Below are 18,973 nucleotides of genomic sequence, written 5' to 3'. Positions count from 1 at the left end.
AAATCATAAAAACCCCTCAAACATATTCAAAACAAATCTTTAGACACAACTTTAAACAAAAAAATAACCAATATATTTTTTTTATTTTGACAAAAAAGTACACATAAGAATTTACTAAACTCGAAATATGTATCAATATTATACTATTATGGCTTAATAGTCAAAATTGACTCTTTTAAAGATAATTAAAACGAACCAAATTCAGAAAAAATTCTTTAAAGAAAAAATTTGTAAAATATTTTCTTTAAAGATAAAATGCTTTATAAAAGGAGGCTAAAGTGAAAGAAAAGGAACAATGTGAAGAACCCGAAAAAATCAAAGAACAAAAAAATGACATACTACCAAATAAAGACAGTCCTAGCATGGAAAGCAAAGTTACTGAATTAGAAAATGAAATTTCAAATCTAAAAGATTTGTATTTAAGGAAACAAGCAGAATTTGAAAACTTTAGAAAAAGACTTGAAAAAGATAAAGAAAATTTTATTAAGTTCGCAAACGAAAACATAATGAAAGATATAATTAATTTTCTTGATAATTTAGAAAGAGCAATAGACTCATCAAAACAATCAAGGGATTTTGATACTCTATTATCAGGAATTAGTATGATTGAAAGTGAAGTGCTCTCAAGCTTTGACAAAAAATATAATCTAAAAAAGTTTGGCAAACCGGGAGAAACCTTTGATCCAAGTCAACATGAAGCAATAAGCATAGAAGAAAAAGAAGGGGTTAAAATCCCTGAAATCGTAGAAGTATACCAAAAAGGATACTGCTACAATAATCGAGTATTAAGAACTGCAAAAGTTAAAGTTGCACAAAGCAAAAATTAATATTAGAAATCAAAAATACAAAAGGAGGTTTTATATGGGAAAGATAATAGGAATTGACCTTGGAACAACAAATTCATGTGTGGCCATAATGGAACACGGAAAACCTGTTGTAATACAAAATTCAGAAGGAGGAAGAACTACTCCATCAATTGTAGCTTACACAAACAAAGGTGAACGACTTGTAGGACAAGTAGCAAAAAACCAAATGGTTACAAATCCTGAAAACACCATATACTCAATAAAAAGATTTATGGGAAGAAGATTTGAAGAAGTTGCAAGTGAAATCAAAATGGTTCCTTATAAAGTAGAAAAGGGACAAAATGGAGATGCTCGTGTAAACATTTCCAATATAAAAAAACAAATGTCACCACCAGAAATATCAGCCGCAACTCTTACCAAAATGAAAGAAACAGCTGAGGCCTATTTAGGAGAAACGGTTACTGAAGCTGTAATCACGGTTCCAGCATATTTTAATGACGCTCAAAGACAAGCAACAAAAGATGCCGGGAAGATTGCAGGACTTGATGTTAAAAGAATCGTTAATGAACCAACAGCGGCTGCTCTTGCTTATGGAATTGAGAAAAAAAATGAAGAAATAGTTGCTGTTTATGATCTTGGTGGTGGAACGTTCGATATCTCAATACTTGAACTTGGGGATGGTGTTTTCGAAGTTAAATCAACAAATGGAGATACCCATCTTGGAGGAGATAACTTCGATGATGAAATCATCAAACATTTAATTACCGAATTCAAAAAAGACAGTGCGATTGACCTATCAAACGACAAGATGGCACTTCAAAGGCTCAAAGAAGCAGCCGAGAAGGCAAAAATAGAACTCTCAGGTGCTCAAGAAGCATCAATAAACCTTCCATTCATCACAGCCGATGCAAATGGACCTAAACACCTACAATACACTCTCACAAGAGCAAAATTCGAACAAATGGTAGATCATTTGGTTCAAAAAACAAAAGAACCATGCCTTAAGGCTATTAAAGACGCTGGGCTTAAGGCTTCTGACATCAACGAAGTAATACTTGTTGGAGGCTCCACAAGAATACCAGCCATTCAAAAAATAGTAAAAGAAATATTCGGTCAAGAACCAAATAAAGGTGTAAACCCTGATGAAGCTGTTGCAATAGGAGCTGCAATTCAAGGTGGAATATTGACAGGAGAAACTAAAGATATGGTGCTCCTCGATGTTACACCTCTCTCCTTAGGTATTGAAACCCTTGGTGGAGTTATGACAAAGCTAATTGAAAGAAACACTACAATTCCTACCAAAAAGAGTCAGGTATTCTCAACAGCAGCAGATAATCAAACTTCTGTAGACATTAAAGTCTTGCAAGGTGAACGTGAGATGGCATCACAAAACAGAGTACTGGGCAATTTTATTCTTGACGGAATACCAGCAGCACCAAGAGGAGTTCCACAAATAGAAGTTAGCTTTGACATTGATGCTAATGGAATAGTTCATGTCTCTGCTAAAGATATGGGAACTGGAAAAGAACAAAAAATTCGAATTGAATCATCATCAGGACTATCCGAAGACGAAATTGAGAGAATGGTTAAAGATGCTGAGGCTCATGCTGAGGAAGATAAAAAACTGAAAGAGAGCATAGAAGCAAAAAATATAGCTAATTCCTTAATTTACCAAACAGAAAAATCTCTAAAAGAATACGGAGAAAAAATAACAAGTGAAGACAAGGAAGCTATTGAAAATAAAATAAAGGAACTTAAAGATGCACTAGAAGGCTCAGATATAGCCTTAATTAAATCAAAAACGGAAGAACTTCAACAAGCTTCTTATAAAATAGCTGAAATGATGTACAAAGATGCTCAATCCAGTTCATCAAATCAAGACAATGCTCAAAACAATGCAAGTAGTGAAAGCAAAGAAGCTGATTACGAAGTTGTTGATGAGGATAAGAAATAGTGAAAAGAGATTATTATGAAATTTTGGGGCTCTCAAAAGGAGCCTCAAAAGATGAAATCAAAAAAGCATATAGAAAAATAGCAATCAAATATCATCCTGACAAAAATAAAGATAACAAAGAAGCTGAATCTATTTTTAAAGAAGCAACAGAGGCTTATGAGGTATTGGGCGATGACAATAAGCGTGCTCAATACGATCGATTTGGACACACAGCTTTTGAAGGTGGAGGGGGATTTAGTGGGTTTTCTAATGGCTTTAGTGGATTCTCAGACATTTTTGAAGATTTTGGAGATATCTTTGATTCATTCTTTACTGGAAGACGAGGACAAGATAAAAATAGACAAAATGAAAAGGGTCAAGATATAACATATCAAATAGAAATATCACTTGAGGATGCTTATTTAGGTTATAAAAATAACATTAATATCGCAAGAAATATGTTATGTGAATCTTGCTTAGGGAAAAAATCTGAAAAAGGAACCAGTCCTTCAATATGCAACATGTGTAATGGTAATGGCCGAGTAATGCAAGGAGGGGGCTTTTTTAGAGTAACAACTACATGCCCCAAATGCCATGGAAATGGAAAAATAATATCAAATCCTTGCAAATCATGCAAAGGAGCTGGTAGCCTTAAATATAAAGAAACAATCGAACTTAAGATTCCAGCAGGAATTGATGATTCTCAACAAATAAAAATGAGAGGAAAAGGCAGCGTAAATCCCGATAATCAACAATACGGGGATCTCTACATAAGAGTATCAATAAAACCCCATAGAATTTTCAAAAGAAATGGAAAAGATCTATACGCAACTCTTCCAATAAGTTTTACTCAAGCAGCACTTGGAAAAGAGATAAAAATACAAACAATAGCAGAAAAAAAGATTGAAATAAAGATTCCAAAGGGAACAGAAAATGATGAACAAATCATCATTAAGAATGAGGGCATGCCAATACTACATACAGAAAAATTTGGAAATCTCATTTTGATTATTAAGATCAAAACTCCTAAAAATCTAAGTTATAATGCCATTCGTCTACTGGAAGATTTAAGCAAGGAAATTAATGATATTGATAAAGTTACTTTAAATAAAATTTAGTATGTATATTACACACGCTAATTCAATAATTGAAAGCATAAAAAATAACAAAGGACTTGAATTATACATCTCAAAAATAAGTCCAAAAAGCATAAATATTGAAAAAATAGCCAGAGAATATAATACTCAAATAATAAAAGTGAATGATCTTGCTAAGATAATTGGCAACAACAATCATAGGGGTTTTGCATTAAAATTAAAAATTTCTAAATCTAACAATACAAACAAACAAGATAAAAATTTAGAAAAATTCTTAGAAGAATTTCAACATAAAAATAATGTATTTATCTTAATACTTGATGGAATAGAAGATCCTCAAAATTTTGGAGCAATTCTTAGAACATCAGAACAATTTAACATTGATCTTGTAATTACTAGCCAGAGACGCAGTGCAAAAGACAACGCAACCACCTTACGCACTAGCTCTGGCGCAAGTCAATATGTTAATAAATTGATAGTCCCAAATATAAATAATGTAATAAAAGATTTAAAAAAAAATGGATTTTGGATATATGCCAGCGATATCAAAGGTAAGGCAATAAACGCCATAAAAATAAATGATACCAAAATTGCACTTATTATGGGAAATGAGGGCAAAGGAATACACAAATTAATAAAAGAAAATTCAGATTTTTTAGTAAAAATCCCAACTACAGGCAAAATAGATTCATTGAATGTATCGGTTTCAACAGGAATTTTAATATTTGAAATAAAAAGACAACTTAACTTACTTTAACATATTTTTTAGAATCAATGTAATCTTAATTATCCCAAAAAATTTCTCAGCTCAACAGAAGCTAGGAACCCTTCAGCAGCAGCTGTAATAGCCTGTGCATAAAGCTTGTTACTAACATCACCACACGAAAACACTCCCTCAACACTAGTCTTAACGAGATCTTGAGTAGAGATATATCCATCCTCATCCAATTCCAAAAATCCTTTTACAAACTCCGTATTTGGCTTATAACCAATAGCCACAAATATCCCATCTACACTCAACTCAAAAGTAAAATTATTCTTATTATCAATAATTTGCACCATAGATACAACATTATCTCCATTAACTTCTATAGCCTCACAGTTATATAAAATCTCAACATTAGGTAATTTTTCAACATTCTGTCTTAACATAGCAATAGCTTTCAAATAATCCTTTCTCACAATAACATATACCTTTTCTGATAATTTGCTTAAATAAATAGCTTCCGAGATTGCTGTATTACCCCCACCAATTACTGCAACTGTTTTTCCCTTAAAAAGATGCCCATCACAAATTGCACACACAGAAATACCTCTATTCCAAAACAAATCTGAATTCTTAAGAGTATTAAGTTTTTTAGGTACAGATCCCGCTGCAATAATAACAGCTTTGCTTTTATAAATATAATTATCAGTAAAGAGATAAAAAATATTATCTCTTTTTTCTATAGATGTTACAGTCTCAAGATAAGTGATAGCACCCAGATTGATCACCTGATCTTTCATATTTAACATCAATTCTCTTCCATTTACACCGTTTTTAAAACCTGGATAATTATATACTTCCGTAGTCGTTGTAAGCTGCCCTCCAGGCTCAGGTCCTTCTAAAATAACTGTCTTATATCCACTCATAACAGTATAGATTCCAGCCGTAAGCCCCGCAGGTCCTGAACCAACAATGATTACATCCTCAATGGAATTCATCTCTGTTCTTAAAACCTTTTCATTACTCTTTTTTATATCCAGTACTTCAAACTTTAACATAAATATCCCTCAACTCCTATTTCACTCATTAAAATACACTACATAAAATGTTTAAATATAACTTCATCCAAATGTTACATCAATAAAAAATATTTGTATTAATTTAAAAGTTTATTAAGGTTAATCTCTAGGACGCAACATGGAACCATAATTCCAAAATTTCTCAATATGTAAGGCGATACTTCACCAAAGCCACCTAAGACGGTGTCATTGATTAAAATGTCAGCTCCTCTGCCATCTATATAAAGAGATTTACTTGATTCTCTTAACTTAAATTCAATATTTAAATAATAAAAAAGAGATGAAACTAAAGAATTAATCTCATTAAATGAAAACTCCTTATCAGCCATCAGAAAAGCCAAATTATCATAAGTAATAGTACCATCAACACTATTTAAATCTTTTAAAGCTACCTTCCCAATCTCAAAAATCTTATGTGGATAAGGAAAATTGGAACTAATACTCTCAGATTTAAGCAAATCAGACACTATTGAGCCCCTAATATACTCATACCCCTCTGTCATTGGATTAGCAACACTTAAAAAGTCATCACCTTCAATATTCATCTTTTCAATAAAATCTGTCCTAGATCCCAGATAATTATAAATCATTTCCTGAAATCCCATTCCAATCATTAAATTTTTAATTTTTCTTGAAAACTCTTCTATCTGACTCAGTCTTCCTAGAGTAAAATCTTTGGGAAGCTCTGGCTTAAAACTATCCAATCCTATACCTATCATTATTTCTTCAATAACATCTACTTCATGAAGAAAATCATTTCTATAAACAGGAGGAATAACATAAAATTTATCTAATTCCTTAAAGTAAGCTGATATCCCTAATTTTTTTAAGTCAAGACACATATTATTTGCCGTAAAATTACTACCAAGCATTTTATTAACATTATCAACATTAACCTCTAGCGTATTTTGAAAATAATAAGGACAAATTATCTCCTTCCCAAATAAAGTTTCATTAGGAAAGATGGTCTTTACTGGTAAAATTTCAAAACCCATATCATGTAAATCACAAGCAGTCACTGACAAAGATAACAAAGTAGCCTCAAGATTAGTTCCCGTAACTTCAATAAACAAATCGGTATCACCTACCTTTAAAGCTCCAATATCATGAGAATTGATTACCGGAGGATAAGAGAGAACCTTATCCTTGTCATCTAACAATAAAGGATATTTATTAAAACTTGCAAGAATAGTTGAATATTCTATTCCTTTAGAATGTACCCTATTGATCTCCTCAATAGACATTTCTCTATCCATACCTAGAGGAATAAATCTATAATCAGAATTACATGCAGTATAACTTAATGGAAACTCAATTAAATCTGATGAGTACATCCCCATCGCAACCCTTTTACGCTTTTGTCCATAATTATGACAAAGCTTTTCCTGCAACTGAATTAAAGTTTCAAGCATTCGTTCATTGCAAATCACACCTTTGGCCAAAAATCCAAAAATAAAAGGCCTAATACTAAATACTTCAGGACTGACCAAAATTTCACCATAAAATTCTTGCAAATTATCTGCCATTGAAAAAAACTTAAACAAAGGTAAATGACCAAAAAGATATGTCTTAATTTGACGCGCAAGCCCTGCACAAGACCACAAATCAGGTCTATTTGTATCATTAAATTCAATTTTGATCTTATCATTAACCGTATCAAATTCACAAATTTCAGCCTTAGCAATTTCAAGAACAGATACAAGTTCAGATTTCGTTAAAATTTTTCCTATCTTTTCTAATAAAATACTCTTATAAATTTCAACCTTAGGCATTAACTTTTCCTCGCCTCAATACAACATCACCAATATTATGGGTAAAAAGCTCCCTTAAATCACTTAAACCTAAATGCATTAAAGCCATTCTATCAATGCCAATACCCCAAGCAATAACAGGAACATCAATTCCAAAAGGTTTTGTAACCTCTGGTCTAAAAATACCGCTCCCGCCTAACTCAAACCAACCAAGCACAGGATGTTTCACATGCACTTCAATTGACGGCTCTGTAAATGGAAAATAAGCAGGAACATATTTAACCTCAGTAGCACCAGCCAATTCTTTAGCAAAAATTTCAAGAAGACCTAATAAGGTTTTAATATTAACATCTCCAATAACAATCCCTTCTGTTTGATAAAAATCGGCTCCATGAGTAGCATCAACTTGATCATATCTAAAACACCTAACAATGCCAAAATATTTACCAGGATTTTTTGCATCAATTAATTGCTTTGCTGAAAGCACTGTACCTTGAGTTCTAAGCACTAATCTTTTTGAAATACTCTCGCTAAAATCATATCTCCAACCTCTTGAACCTGTAGTGTAACCATTCTCATGAACAGCTTTAACATTAGAAAAATAAGGCTCGGGCAAAGATTTAAGTGAACTTGGTTCCTTGATATAATAAACATCCCTTATATCACGTGCAGGATGAAACTGAGGCATAAAAAGAGCATCATTATTAAAAAATTCACTCTCGACTAAAGGACCATCAAATTCTTCAAACCCAAGACTTACAAGCTTATCCTTAACTTTAGCAATATACTCTGAATAAGGATTTGCACGCCCAATAAAGGTTTTATTAGATAAAACATGAATATTATAAGCCCTAAAATTTTTATTTTCATAAGTTTTATTTTTTAACATTTCAGGGGTCAACTTTACAATCTCATCACCTGTTAGATTGCTTTTTCCAAGTTCAGATTTTATTTCTAACCCAAATTTGGAAAATTCAAATTTTAGGTCCAAGCTCTCTATCACCTTAAATAACACATCACCAGCGCCTTTTTTCTTAGAATAATTAGAAATGACTAATAATTCATCCTGAGATAAATCATCTTCTAAAAGATCGCTGTCTTGAGCTTTGGAAAGTAATTCTTTAACTATATTGTAACTAGAACGATTTAAATCTTTAACAAGGATTTCTTTACCTAATCCCAAAGATAGAACTCCCTCTTTAGATAAATTACCAAATGCCTTACCAACATCTCTGGCATCAATTTCTAACTCTGATGGCAAATTGGCAACTAGAACTGTTTTTCTAGATACAAGATTGATTATTCTCTCCTCAACTAAACCATTAGCTAAAGCATCAACACCTCTTTCAGTTAGGCGATAAAACACATTAAGTTTTCTAAAAGTTTCTCTAAGAATACCTTTAGAAACAAGCCATTCAATTGTTTTATTTGATTGTCCTTCATTATAAAGTAAATCCGCAACAAGCCTTAAGGCAAAAATTTCATCTCCCTCTTTATAATTTAAAATCACTTTTATCTCAAGAGGATGTAATGTCCTTACCACCTCAAATCTATTTTTCACAAAATTATCCCTTTAATCATCACTTTTACTAATAATTCCAAGTTCTAAGATAAGCTCAACCTCTCCAATAGATAATTTAGTAGCCCTAGAAATTTCCAAGGCACTCCAACCTTGTCTCATAAGTTTAATGACAGAATCTCTAACTGTTTCGTTATTAAGACCAACATTATCTTTGTACTTAGATTCTGTTTTTACAAGAATCCCAAGGGTTTTGATTCTCTCTTCCGCAGCAATATTTAAATTCTCTAACCGAGTCTCAGATTTTGCAACCTTTTCTCTTATATTTCTAGTATGTTCCAACTTGCTCTCAATCTCACCTAGCATTTCTTTGAGCGTTTGAACATTATTTAGCACTTCCTGTGATAAATCTTTATTTACCAATAATTCTGACATAATGCCTTTCAACTCACCAAGACTCTGCTGAAACCCAGAACTCTCTTTAAATAATACATGCATCTTACTCTCTATTTCATTTATCAAATCAAAATTTTTATCAACAGATTCTAATGTAGACTTTAATATGCTATCTTTATTACTAATCCTATCATAATTATCAAGAATATTACTTTGTGCTTCTTTTATCTCCTTAAGTTTAGTTTTGTAAATCTGCATTTCATCATAAGATTCTGTAAATTTCTTATACCTCTCCTTAAAAGAAGTATAAAATTCAAGGAATTGAGTAAGATCTTTTTTAATTCCCTCAATATCCATTTGATGGACCTTTAAATCATTAAATACCTCAATAATATCTAATGATTTAGATTTAATGTCTCCAATTTCTCTAGTAATACCTTCAAAATCACCTTTATATCCTTGAATAAGATTTATTTCACTTGCTAAAGTTTCCCGTAACTCTTCTAAGTTATTCTTGAAATAATAAACTTCTTTCATCAGCTCATTATTTCTCTCTAACTCAACTTCAAGTCTCTTAAAATTTTCAAGCTTAGCACTCATGACAGCATAACGACTATCAAGTTCTTCTCTCAAATCAGCCTTGTATACAATTAAATTATTCTTAACCTCATCTATAAAATGATTAAGCTCACCATCATAGTTTAATACTTTCAACTTAAGTTGGGACACATGATCATCAATACCTTTAATCATTAGATCATATTTATCCTTAAATTCAGATTCTATGCTATTAACTTGAACCTTCAAGCTATCCCTTAAAGCCTGTATCTCTTCTTCTGAATAATTCAAACTATTCTTAACTTCATTCTCAAACACAGTATATTCCTCTCTTATAGAACTGGAAAAAGAATCATAATTTTCTCTAATTGTTTTCTCAATATCAATTCTATATGCATTCACTTTCTCAGTAAGCTTTAAAACATCATCTTGCATCAATTGAACTTGAGATTCAAAACCGCCTGTATCATTTAAAAATTTACTTACAATGTTTTGTTTTTCCTCATCAAGCCTAGAAGCCATTGAATTGAATTCATATTCTAACTTGTCATTAGCTTCAATAATTTTATCTTCAATATCTTTTTGCTGACTTAAAAATTTAATTTCCACTTGTGTTGCAAGCTCTTCAATATGTGAGTCTATCTTATCATTTATAGATTTAATCTTAAAATCCATGAAATCTTCAATATTTAAAACTTTACTCTGAACCTCTTCTGAAATATTTTTCAAGTTAAGATAAGATCTATTTTCAAAGTCCTTAATATCTGATTGCAAACGATCAAAAATTTCTTTTGCTCTCTGATTAACACCATCTTTAATAACTTCCAAGCCACTCTCAATAGCAAAAACATCACTTTTAATTTCATCTAAATTCCTTTTTGTAATGCCCGCTCTTTCTTCAAGCTCTTTGTAAGCATTTTCTTGCCAATTTATCATATCATCTTTAACTTTTAAAAACCAAGAATCAACATTATTTTGACGATTATCTACAAGTTTAATAAACTCATCTATTCGATTAGTAACATTAGTTTCCATTACAAATATTTTACTCTCTGTATCTCTTTTTCTAACATCAAACTCTTTATTAAATTCTGAGTAAAAACTTTCTTTATTAAGCATAAGTTCCTGTTCAATTTCAACTCTAAAATTCTTCATAAGGATTTCTTTATCTTCCAAGTTCTTAATTATATGTCTCTCTAAATTTTCAATTCTTTGATCTGAGGATGCCACAAAATTTTCTAAAGAATTTTTTAAATTATCACTTCTTTCTTTCAAATCTTTAAAAAAATCCTCTTCAAGAAGTTTGAGATGGGATGACACATTGTGATAAGAATCCTCTTTAAGTTTTAATACATCTCCTTCAATATTACTCAAACTTAACTTAAGTTCACCAAGATTTTTTAATTGTTCTTCAATCTCTTTATCCATCTTTTCACTTGAACGAGCAAGTTCTATACCTAAATCAGAAATACATGCATTGAATCTACTTTCCATATCAAGGTGCATATTAGAATATTTACTTTCAATCTCAGCATATTTACTTGCAATCAGCTCTTCAACTGAATTAGTCTTGTCATTTATCTTCTTCTCTACAAGCAAATGCTTCTCATCATATTTACCTTCAAGCTCAGCATATTTATTTGCAATCAGCTCTTCAACTGAATTAGCCTTATCATTTATCTTCTTCTCTACAAGCAAATGCTTCTCATCATACTTACCTTCAAGCTCAGCGTATTTATTTGCAATCAGCTCTTCAACTGAATTAGTCTTGTCATTTATCTTCTTCTCTACAAGCAAATGCCTCTCATCATATTTACTTTCAATCTCAGCATATCTCACATCAAGAGTCTCGTCTAATTTATTATGATATTCGCTAATTTTATCCTTTAAATTTTTCTCTATCATCTCAAAATTATTTTCAATTGACTTAAGAGCAGATATCTTTTCATTAATCCCATGCTCATATTTTTCAATCTCTTCATCAATTGCAGCAGTGGCTTTCATCATATACATATCAAAGTGATCTTTTATTTCCTTCTCAAGACCAGACTTAATGACATCAAATTGATGATGTATGTTATTACTATTTTCTTGTATTCTCTTTCTTAAATCTTCTTCAAGCTCTAAAATTTCTTTTGACCTTCCATCGATTATCTCAAAATTAAGATCCATCTCAGAAATTTTTGCTCTCAAATGTTCATCATTATCTGTAAGTATCTTATATATTTCATCTCTAATCTTTGAAATAGCCCCTTCGCTCTCAATAAAAAATGTTGAATATCTCTCTTCAAAATTATTTTCAATAATCTTGAATCTTTCTTTATAAAGATCATTTAAAAACTCAGATTTATCCTCAATATTATTCTTAAGTTCATTAATTACTCCTATAAACTGTTCTCTTAACTGAACAATATCACTATCTATGGCCTTCTTGTAATCAATTGCCTCGTCCCGTCTAACTCTATACTGTCGCTCAATTTCTCTGAGTAATTCACCAAGTCTTAGCTCTTCTTTTTCTATTATATCCTTAATTTTAATTTCAAAATTTTCAACCTGATACTTTGATACATCAAAAGATGACTTAAAATTTTCTAAATTTTCATCCATATTCTTGCTAAGAATATCTATTTTGTCTGTTAACCTTCTATTTACATTTTCAATCTCATATCCTATCTCATTCTCTAATTTATTTGCAAGGGTTTCTGAATATCCTCTAGAATCAGATATTACCTTACTATATTTTTCATTAATTTCTCTATTCACATCATTAAATCTTGAATTAAGAGAATCAATAGTAATATCAATACTTGCCTGAAATGAAGCAATATCTGTCCTTTTATCCTTAAGCAAACTATCAACTTCCTTAACAAACTCTTCTGACCTTTCTAAGACTGTAGCAAATTTCTTAGACAAACTTTCCTCAAGGTCCTTAGTATCCGTATCAAAATGACTCATAATGTTTTTCAGAAGTTCATCTGCATATACATTTCCTTGATTTCTAAACTCATCTATTTTTTCAAGATAATAACTCTCAAGCCCTTCAAAAGTACTCTTAAGATCCTTAATCTTTAAAGTCATCTCAGAATCAATTGAGTTTATATCAATCTTTCCTGAAGATAACACATTCTCAATATTCACTGATATTTCACTTAACTTACCTTGCCAATCATTAAGTTTATTATCTATTTCACTATTAAGCATATCTCTTTTACTTAAGATGTCTTCTGATATTCTATTTAAAAAATTATCTATCTGCTTCTGATTATCTATCTTAATTTCAGAAACTTTTTGCATCCTAGATTCAATAAATCCATCAAGATCCGATCTAAGATTATTTAAAACATCTTCACATCCAACTTTGAAATCTTTAAGTCTATAATCAAGTTCTTCTATATTGCCTTTAATTAACTCTTCTTTATTAGAAAAGTCCTCATTAAGTCCATTAAGCATCATAATAATTTTGTCATGAATTATTTCGGCTTGATTATCAATAAATTCCTTAATCCCTGATAAAGTCTCTTCACTGTTATTATATGACATATCTCTTAATTCTTTATACTTATCTAATACTGAATTTTCAAAGTCCTCCGTCTTTGATGTGACATATTCAAGTCTCTCATTAACATCTTTTTCAAAAGAATCGATCTTTGAAGAAGCTGATAAAAGTAATTCTTCACTTGAAATCTTAATATCAAGTAAAGATTTATTTAAAATAATAAGCTCATCTTTCCAATTAGTATGCATATCCATTGCTTTTTTTTGAATATGTTCTGAGAGTTCATTGAAAATATTTTCACTAAGTTCCTTTCCCTTAGTCCTTTGGTTTTCAATCAAATTTAAAAATTCTTCATTAGTTTTATTTAAATGAGACTTAATATCCTCTAAATTCAAACCTACTTCCCTTTGCCAATGTTCATATTGCAATTTGTCAGCTTCCATCTGCTTAATAAATTCACTTATATCCTCTCCATAATGACTTTTTAAATTAAACACTTCATCATTAATATCAGCACTCATCTTACTCAACTTGGATTTAAAATCTCCTTTTAAAGTCTCAAAGTCTTGTACTAACAAATCATTTAAAGAACTTATACTTTCTTTTAGCTTTGTACTAGTAATCTCAAAATTTTGATAATCATAATCTGATTTTTCAGAAATTTTACTAAAATTTTCATCACATTTAATGGTAAGATCATCAATGTCACGCTCAAATTTATCTGCAATATTTTTATACTTGTCCTTCAGTTGGGTTTCTAATTCACCACTTTTTAAATTCAGAGCTTCTAAGAGAGTTTCATACTTTAAGTTAATGCTACCATCTAAACACGAATAATCATTAACAAATTTTTCATTCATTTCTTTAAGCTCTGAATATAAGCTACTATCCAACTTGGCAATTCTATCTTGAATATCTGTACTGATATTTGAAAGTTTCAATTCCAACTCACTTCCAACATCATTCATTCTTGAAAATACATTTTCACTAAAACTATCAATATCCCCTTTAACTTTGTCCTTAAATTCAACATATATCTTATTAGAATCCTTTTCAAGATCATCAAGCAAAGTCCTAACTCCACCCTGGACACTCTCTATCCTAGAATTAGCATCTTTTAAACTACTCTCTATCCTATCTCTTATGTCTTTATCAAATTGATTTATCTTACTATCATATTCTTTATAAATATCACCAACACTAGATTCAATTTGAACCCTAAATTGTTCCAAAATATCTGCTAATTGCTCTTCATACTGTCTCATCTCTTGTCTTATAGTCTCTTCAAGAGAATTCAGCCTAGAATAAGTATTATCTTTAAAAACAGAACTCAGAGAAGAAATTTCATTGTCTATTAATACCAATTTGCCTTCGAGTTTATCTCTCATCTGATGAGAACGCTCATCGACGTACATAAAAACTTCATCAAATTTTATCTGTAGCTCCTCATTCAGTCTAGTTAAAATAAAATCTTCCTTATCATTAATTTTAGTCTTAGCTTGCTCTACAATAAGATCAAGAGAATTTTCTATTGATTTATATTTAGTTTCATATATACCAAAAGAATCTTCCATTGATTTATTATAATTATCTATGCTAGATTCAATTTTAAACACAAACTCCTTAAATTCATTCTCAAGCTTTTCATTACCCTTATCTAAAATTTCTCTTTTTTTCTCTTCAATCATTACCAATGATTCTTGATAAGATATAAGCTCTCTATCCAGATTATCCATTCTCACACTAAAATCTTTAATAGTGTTATCAAACTTATCCCAACTCTCAATCTTGATAGTCTCAAGATTTTCCTTATTTGTCTTATCGAATTTTTCAAAAACTGTACTCAACCTAGAATCGATAGAATCAATCTGAGTATTAAAATTTTTTAAAGTTTTTGAAAGTTTATCTACTATTTTTCCATCCACTTGAAGTCGTTGTATATTATCTTGCACTTTAAGGGCCATGTCATCTAGCTCTTTAAGCATAGAATCATGATAAGCAATCTTTTTTTCAACTTCTGCAAAATCATTACTTTTATCTTTAATCTTTCGCTGAACTTCATCTATTTTTTTTATGATCTCTATACTAGAACGTTGATACGCTTCCATATCAACAGCAAGATTATTGATTTCTTTTGTCTTCTCATCAATAAAATCTTCAAGGTTATCCTTAGCAATATCAATAAATTTTTTAATCTTATCTAAAGCCCTTGAACGTCTATCATACTGCCTATAAATAAATAAAATCACGAAAACCAATAAAAGATTAACCAAAACGGTTACAAAATCTATCATAAAATATTTTACCCACACTCTATATATTTAAAAGTATATATCTTTGCAAGTCTTTATAATTACTAAAGATAAAATCACATTTCATATCTTTAAGCAACTTTTTTTTAGAAAGATAAGCCGTTCTCATACACACACCACTAGCACCTAAAATATCATATTCATAAGAATTACCAACATACAAAATATGATTACTATCTATACCTAATTCATCCATAATCCTTAAAAAAGCTATTTTGTTTGGCTTTAAGTAACCGGTCTCTTCTGATGAATAAAGAACATCCCAAAAACTATCTTCAATGCCTAACAAATTACTCACACGAGTTGCAATAGGAAAATCTGACATCACTCCTAATTTTATTCCTTTTGATTTAAGAGAATAAATCAAATCATGAACACCAAAATACGGTTTGAGATTTCTAAATTTATTCCTAAAAGATTTACCATAATATATTTTATTTAATAAAAATTCACACCTATTCTCATCAAAACCCAGATGCTTAGCAAGCATTTTAATCTGAATAGACATCAACTCATCTCTACTAGAAGGAATACTTCTTCCCTTTTGTAAACCTCTGATTTCTTTTCTTACCTTTTTAAAAGCTAAAAAAAATTTAATATTTTTTAAAAATTCAGGAAACATTATCAAATTAATATTAATTTCAGGATAAAGAGTTCCATCAAGATCAAACACTACAGCTTTTATCATAATATCTAATTATTTATCCTTATTTATCCTTTTGGGTATTGGCACTATAGATATATTCTTTGGAACTTTGGCCCTAACTAAATGAATATATGAATTTGGATATCTACCTCTAAGTGATTTAATTGAAGTTTCATCATTAATTTCCATTAAAGATACTCTAAAAATAGATTCTCTATCAATAAATGGAAATAACACAACAACATGTTTATGAAAAACTTTTCCTGGAAATCCATTAATTGTTGTATTCAAAGAGCCAAAATACATATGACCAGGCTCCTTAACAGCTAAATAATACAAAATAAACTCTAAATTATCAATCTCATATCCACGGTTTTCAATATACTTAAGAAAACCAATATTATTTACATCTAACTCCTTAACCCTAGATAAGTCTAGATTAGCATCAACATTTTTAAGTTTATAGGCAATATTACGAGTCCAATCAAGTCCAAAAAATGGATCCCTACTAAATTCATAATACTTCGTAAAACTATTACCTCTAATTCCAATATGCTTAACTTTAAGATCCTTTATTTTTAAAAGCTTTCCTGTCATTGCCTTATACATTGAATCTGCTACCCATTTACCAAATCCAGAACAATTAAATCCTATAGGTTCTCTTTGAGGTTCACCCGTTCTAATATACACCATTTCACCTAGTTCATTCATTGCTCCATCATGTACTTCAAATATTAAAGGAGAAACCTTTAAAAAGGCTCTCAGGCTGTCAACAATATTAGAAATATTATCATAAGCTTCAAGGGATCTAGGTCTAAAAAGTTCAAAATCAATAAAATTACTAATATATTTAACTATTTCTAAAAAAGAACCAGTAGCAATATCACTAATTTTAAAAGGCAATTTAATATCTTTATAAATGAAAGTATTAATTAAATAAAAATCAGCACTTGAATGAACATCACCTGCCTTTATTCTAATAAAAGTATCTGCTCTATTTAGAAAAAATATCTTTATCTGTTCAATACCATATCTTCCAACTTTAATTACATAAGAGCCTGGAAAAATATAAGACGCACCATTTTTCCGATTAAAAAAAGAATAGTAAGCATAATCTCCCAATATTGAATTTGATACTTCAACATAATAATCATCTGAAATATAATATTTTTGGGGTTTTATCTTAAAAGCAGTATTCCTCGAATTAAAATATTTTGCATAATTTGCTCTAACACTAAAATCATAAAAAAAATTCTCAAATGCAAAGGGATTCAGATTAGCAACTATCAAAAATAAAAATATATATCTCACTTTAAGTCTCTTGTTTTTTCTCTCAGTTCTATTAAAATTGGAATATTATAATAACCAATTTTACGAATATTATTTACTAAATAATTATAATAAGAATTTGGAAAATTAGTTATTTTATTCGCAAATAAAATAAACTTAACAGGATTAACACTAATCTGAGTTATATATTTCACTTTATGTGAAGCATTCAAATGATAATCCTTAATCCATAAACTCAACATCTTATTCAAATCAGCAGTACTTATTTTAAGTTCAAGTTGTTTTTTTAATTTAATTGCTTCTTTAAAAAGATTATCTACCCCCTCTCTTTTATGAGCAGATATTCTTAATATGGGAGAAAAATTTAAAATTGGGAAAAAAAACTTAACACGATTTTTTAAAGCCTCAAAATAACCGCTTTTTGATTTTACAAGATCCCACTTGGTAAACACAATAATAATCCCTTTACCCCGTTTAGTTGCATAATGAGCAATTTTCTTATCTTGCGCCGTTAAGTCTTCTTTAACATCAACTAATAAAAAGACAATATCTACCATATCAATTACTCTTAAAGCTCTACTTACAGAATAATGTTCAATAAGTTCATTTACCCTTGCTCGCCGCCTTATTCCAGCAGTATCAATAAGCTCAAATGTTTTACCATTCCTTTGAAATCTTGCTTTAACAAAATCCCTTGTAGTCCCAGCAACCCGAGACACAATTGAAACTTCACGTCCTGCTAAAAAATTAATAAGAGTAGATTTGCCTGAATTTGGCTTCCCTATAAGGCCAATCTTAACATCAACATTATCATCAATTGCCAATTTGCCTACTGAATTTTTCAAAAAAATTCTTAAGCTATTCACTCCTTTTCCATGAGTCGCACTAACTAAAAAGCTCTTTTGAAAACCTAAATTTTGAAATTCATAAGTTAAGGCTTGCTTATGATGACTATCTATTTTATTTAACACCAAGACTATCTTATCACTATATTTTCTTAACCTCTCAATAAGCTCATAATCTTCTGATAAAATTTCATTTACATCTAAAACAAACAAGATCAAATCAATGCTATCAAGCAAGCTTATAACTTTATTAACCACAACTCTACTAAGTTCATCCCTTAAAAGGGTAAATCCACCAGCATCAATCAAATAAAATTTATAAGAATCTACTGTACAAATCTCTTTTATCAAATCCCTAGTAACTCCATAAATTTCATCAGTAATACTTCTATTTGAGCTTAAAAGCTTATTAAATAAAGTAGACTTCCCAACATTTGGTCTTCCAACAATAAGAACACTTTTATAATCTTGAACTTTAGAACCAATCAAAGCTAAACTGCCTCTTTCCTTATGTATGTTTTTCTATTATAATATCAGAT

At 30.1% G+C, this 18,973-nt stretch carries 11 protein-coding genes; 4 read left to right on the top strand and 7 right to left on the bottom strand.

Annotation, left to right across the window (positions count from 1 at the left end; genetic code table 11):
• The first annotated feature begins 278 nt into the window (after positions 1-278).
• From bvRMA01_RS02625 to rlmB, 4 genes are read left to right on the top strand one after another with little or no spacing between them, the layout of a single operon-like run.
• Entirely contained in the window at positions 279-827 is a 549-nt protein-coding gene (locus bvRMA01_RS02625) for a nucleotide exchange factor GrpE (protein ID WP_433996713.1), read from the top strand.
• Positions 828-861: 34 nt separating this feature from the next.
• Positions 862-2,760: a molecular chaperone DnaK gene (gene dnaK / locus bvRMA01_RS02620; RefSeq protein ID WP_041178489.1), complete on the top strand. Its 1,899-nt coding sequence runs from the start codon at positions 862-864 to the stop codon at positions 2,758-2,760.
• Entirely contained in the window at positions 2,760-3,857 is a 1,098-nt protein-coding gene (gene dnaJ / locus bvRMA01_RS02615; protein ID WP_247031971.1) for a molecular chaperone DnaJ, read from the top strand. Before dnaK ends, dnaJ begins: the two co-directional genes overlap by 1 nt.
• Position 3,858: 1 nt before the next feature.
• Complete coding sequence (gene rlmB, locus bvRMA01_RS02610; protein WP_247031969.1) at positions 3,859-4,593, top strand: 23S rRNA (guanosine(2251)-2'-O)-methyltransferase RlmB; 735 nt, start codon at positions 3,859-3,861, stop codon at positions 4,591-4,593.
• A gap of 29 nt (positions 4,594-4,622) precedes the next feature.
• Here the strand turns inward: rlmB and trxB are convergent, their stop codons facing one another.
• From trxB to der, 7 genes are all read right to left on the bottom strand, one after another.
• Positions 4,623-5,600 carry a thioredoxin-disulfide reductase gene (gene trxB, locus bvRMA01_RS02605; RefSeq protein ID WP_247031967.1) on the bottom strand — a complete coding sequence of 326 codons (978 nt, stop codon included), beginning with the start codon at positions 5,598-5,600 and terminating at the stop codon, positions 4,623-4,625.
• Positions 5,601-5,698: 98 nt separating this feature from the next.
• Positions 5,699-7,393, bottom strand: coding sequence for a phenylalanine--tRNA ligase subunit beta (pheT, locus tag bvRMA01_RS02600; RefSeq protein WP_247031965.1), 1,695 nt, complete (start codon positions 7,391-7,393; stop codon positions 5,699-5,701).
• Positions 7,386-8,933, bottom strand: coding sequence for a phenylalanine--tRNA ligase subunit alpha (locus bvRMA01_RS02595; protein ID WP_247031963.1), 1,548 nt, complete (start codon positions 8,931-8,933; stop codon positions 7,386-7,388). Before bvRMA01_RS02595 ends, pheT begins: the two co-directional genes overlap by 8 nt.
• A 12-nt stretch (positions 8,934-8,945) precedes the next feature.
• Positions 8,946-15,635, bottom strand: a complete 6,690-nt coding sequence (locus bvRMA01_RS02590; protein WP_247031961.1) for a SpiroCoCo family coiled-coil protein — start codon at positions 15,633-15,635, stop codon at positions 8,946-8,948.
• Positions 15,636-15,654: 19 nt separating this feature from the next.
• The gene (locus bvRMA01_RS02585; RefSeq protein WP_247031959.1) at positions 15,655-16,341 is read right to left on the bottom strand and encodes an HAD family hydrolase; all 687 of its coding nucleotides are present in this window, start codon (positions 16,339-16,341) and stop codon (positions 15,655-15,657) included.
• A gap of 9 nt (positions 16,342-16,350) precedes the next feature.
• A complete protein-coding gene (locus tag bvRMA01_RS02580; RefSeq protein ID WP_247031957.1) occupies positions 16,351-17,610 on the bottom strand; it encodes a hypothetical protein in 1,260 nt (419 codons plus the stop codon).
• Positions 17,607-18,923: a ribosome biogenesis GTPase Der gene (gene der, locus bvRMA01_RS02575; RefSeq protein ID WP_247031955.1), complete on the bottom strand. Its 1,317-nt coding sequence runs from the start codon at positions 18,921-18,923 to the stop codon at positions 17,607-17,609. The genes bvRMA01_RS02580 and der overlap by 4 nt, the downstream gene beginning before the upstream one ends.
• Positions 18,924-18,973: the final 50 nt, after the last annotated feature.

Origin of the sequence: Borrelia venezuelensis (assembly GCF_023035835.1) — a bacterium.
Lineage (GTDB): Bacteria > Spirochaetota > Spirochaetia > Borreliales > Borreliaceae > Borrelia > Borrelia turicatae.
The sequence above is the reverse complement of the archived record's forward strand: the minus strand, read 5'-3'. Positions and strand labels throughout refer to the sequence as shown.

What these genes read in the sequence shown, in the direction of transcription:
- dnaK (WP_041178489.1), top strand. Translation starts at nt 862, where the DNA reads ATGGGAAAGATAATAGGAATTGACCTTGGAACAACAAATTCATGTGTG.
- rlmB (WP_247031969.1), top strand. Translation starts at nt 3,859, where the DNA reads ATGTATATTACACACGCTAATTCAATAATTGAAAGCATAAAAAATAAC.
- trxB (WP_247031967.1), bottom strand. Translation starts at nt 5,600, where the DNA reads ATGTTAAAGTTTGAAGTACTGGATATAAAAAAGAGTAATGAAAAGGTT.
- pheT (WP_247031965.1), bottom strand. Translation starts at nt 7,393, where the DNA reads ATGCCTAAGGTTGAAATTTATAAGAGTATTTTATTAGAAAAGATAGGA.
- bvRMA01_RS02590 (WP_247031961.1), bottom strand. Translation starts at nt 15,635, where the DNA reads ATGATAGATTTTGTAACCGTTTTGGTTAATCTTTTATTGGTTTTCGTG.
- bvRMA01_RS02585 (WP_247031959.1), bottom strand. Translation starts at nt 16,341, where the DNA reads ATGATAAAAGCTGTAGTGTTTGATCTTGATGGAACTCTTTATCCTGAA.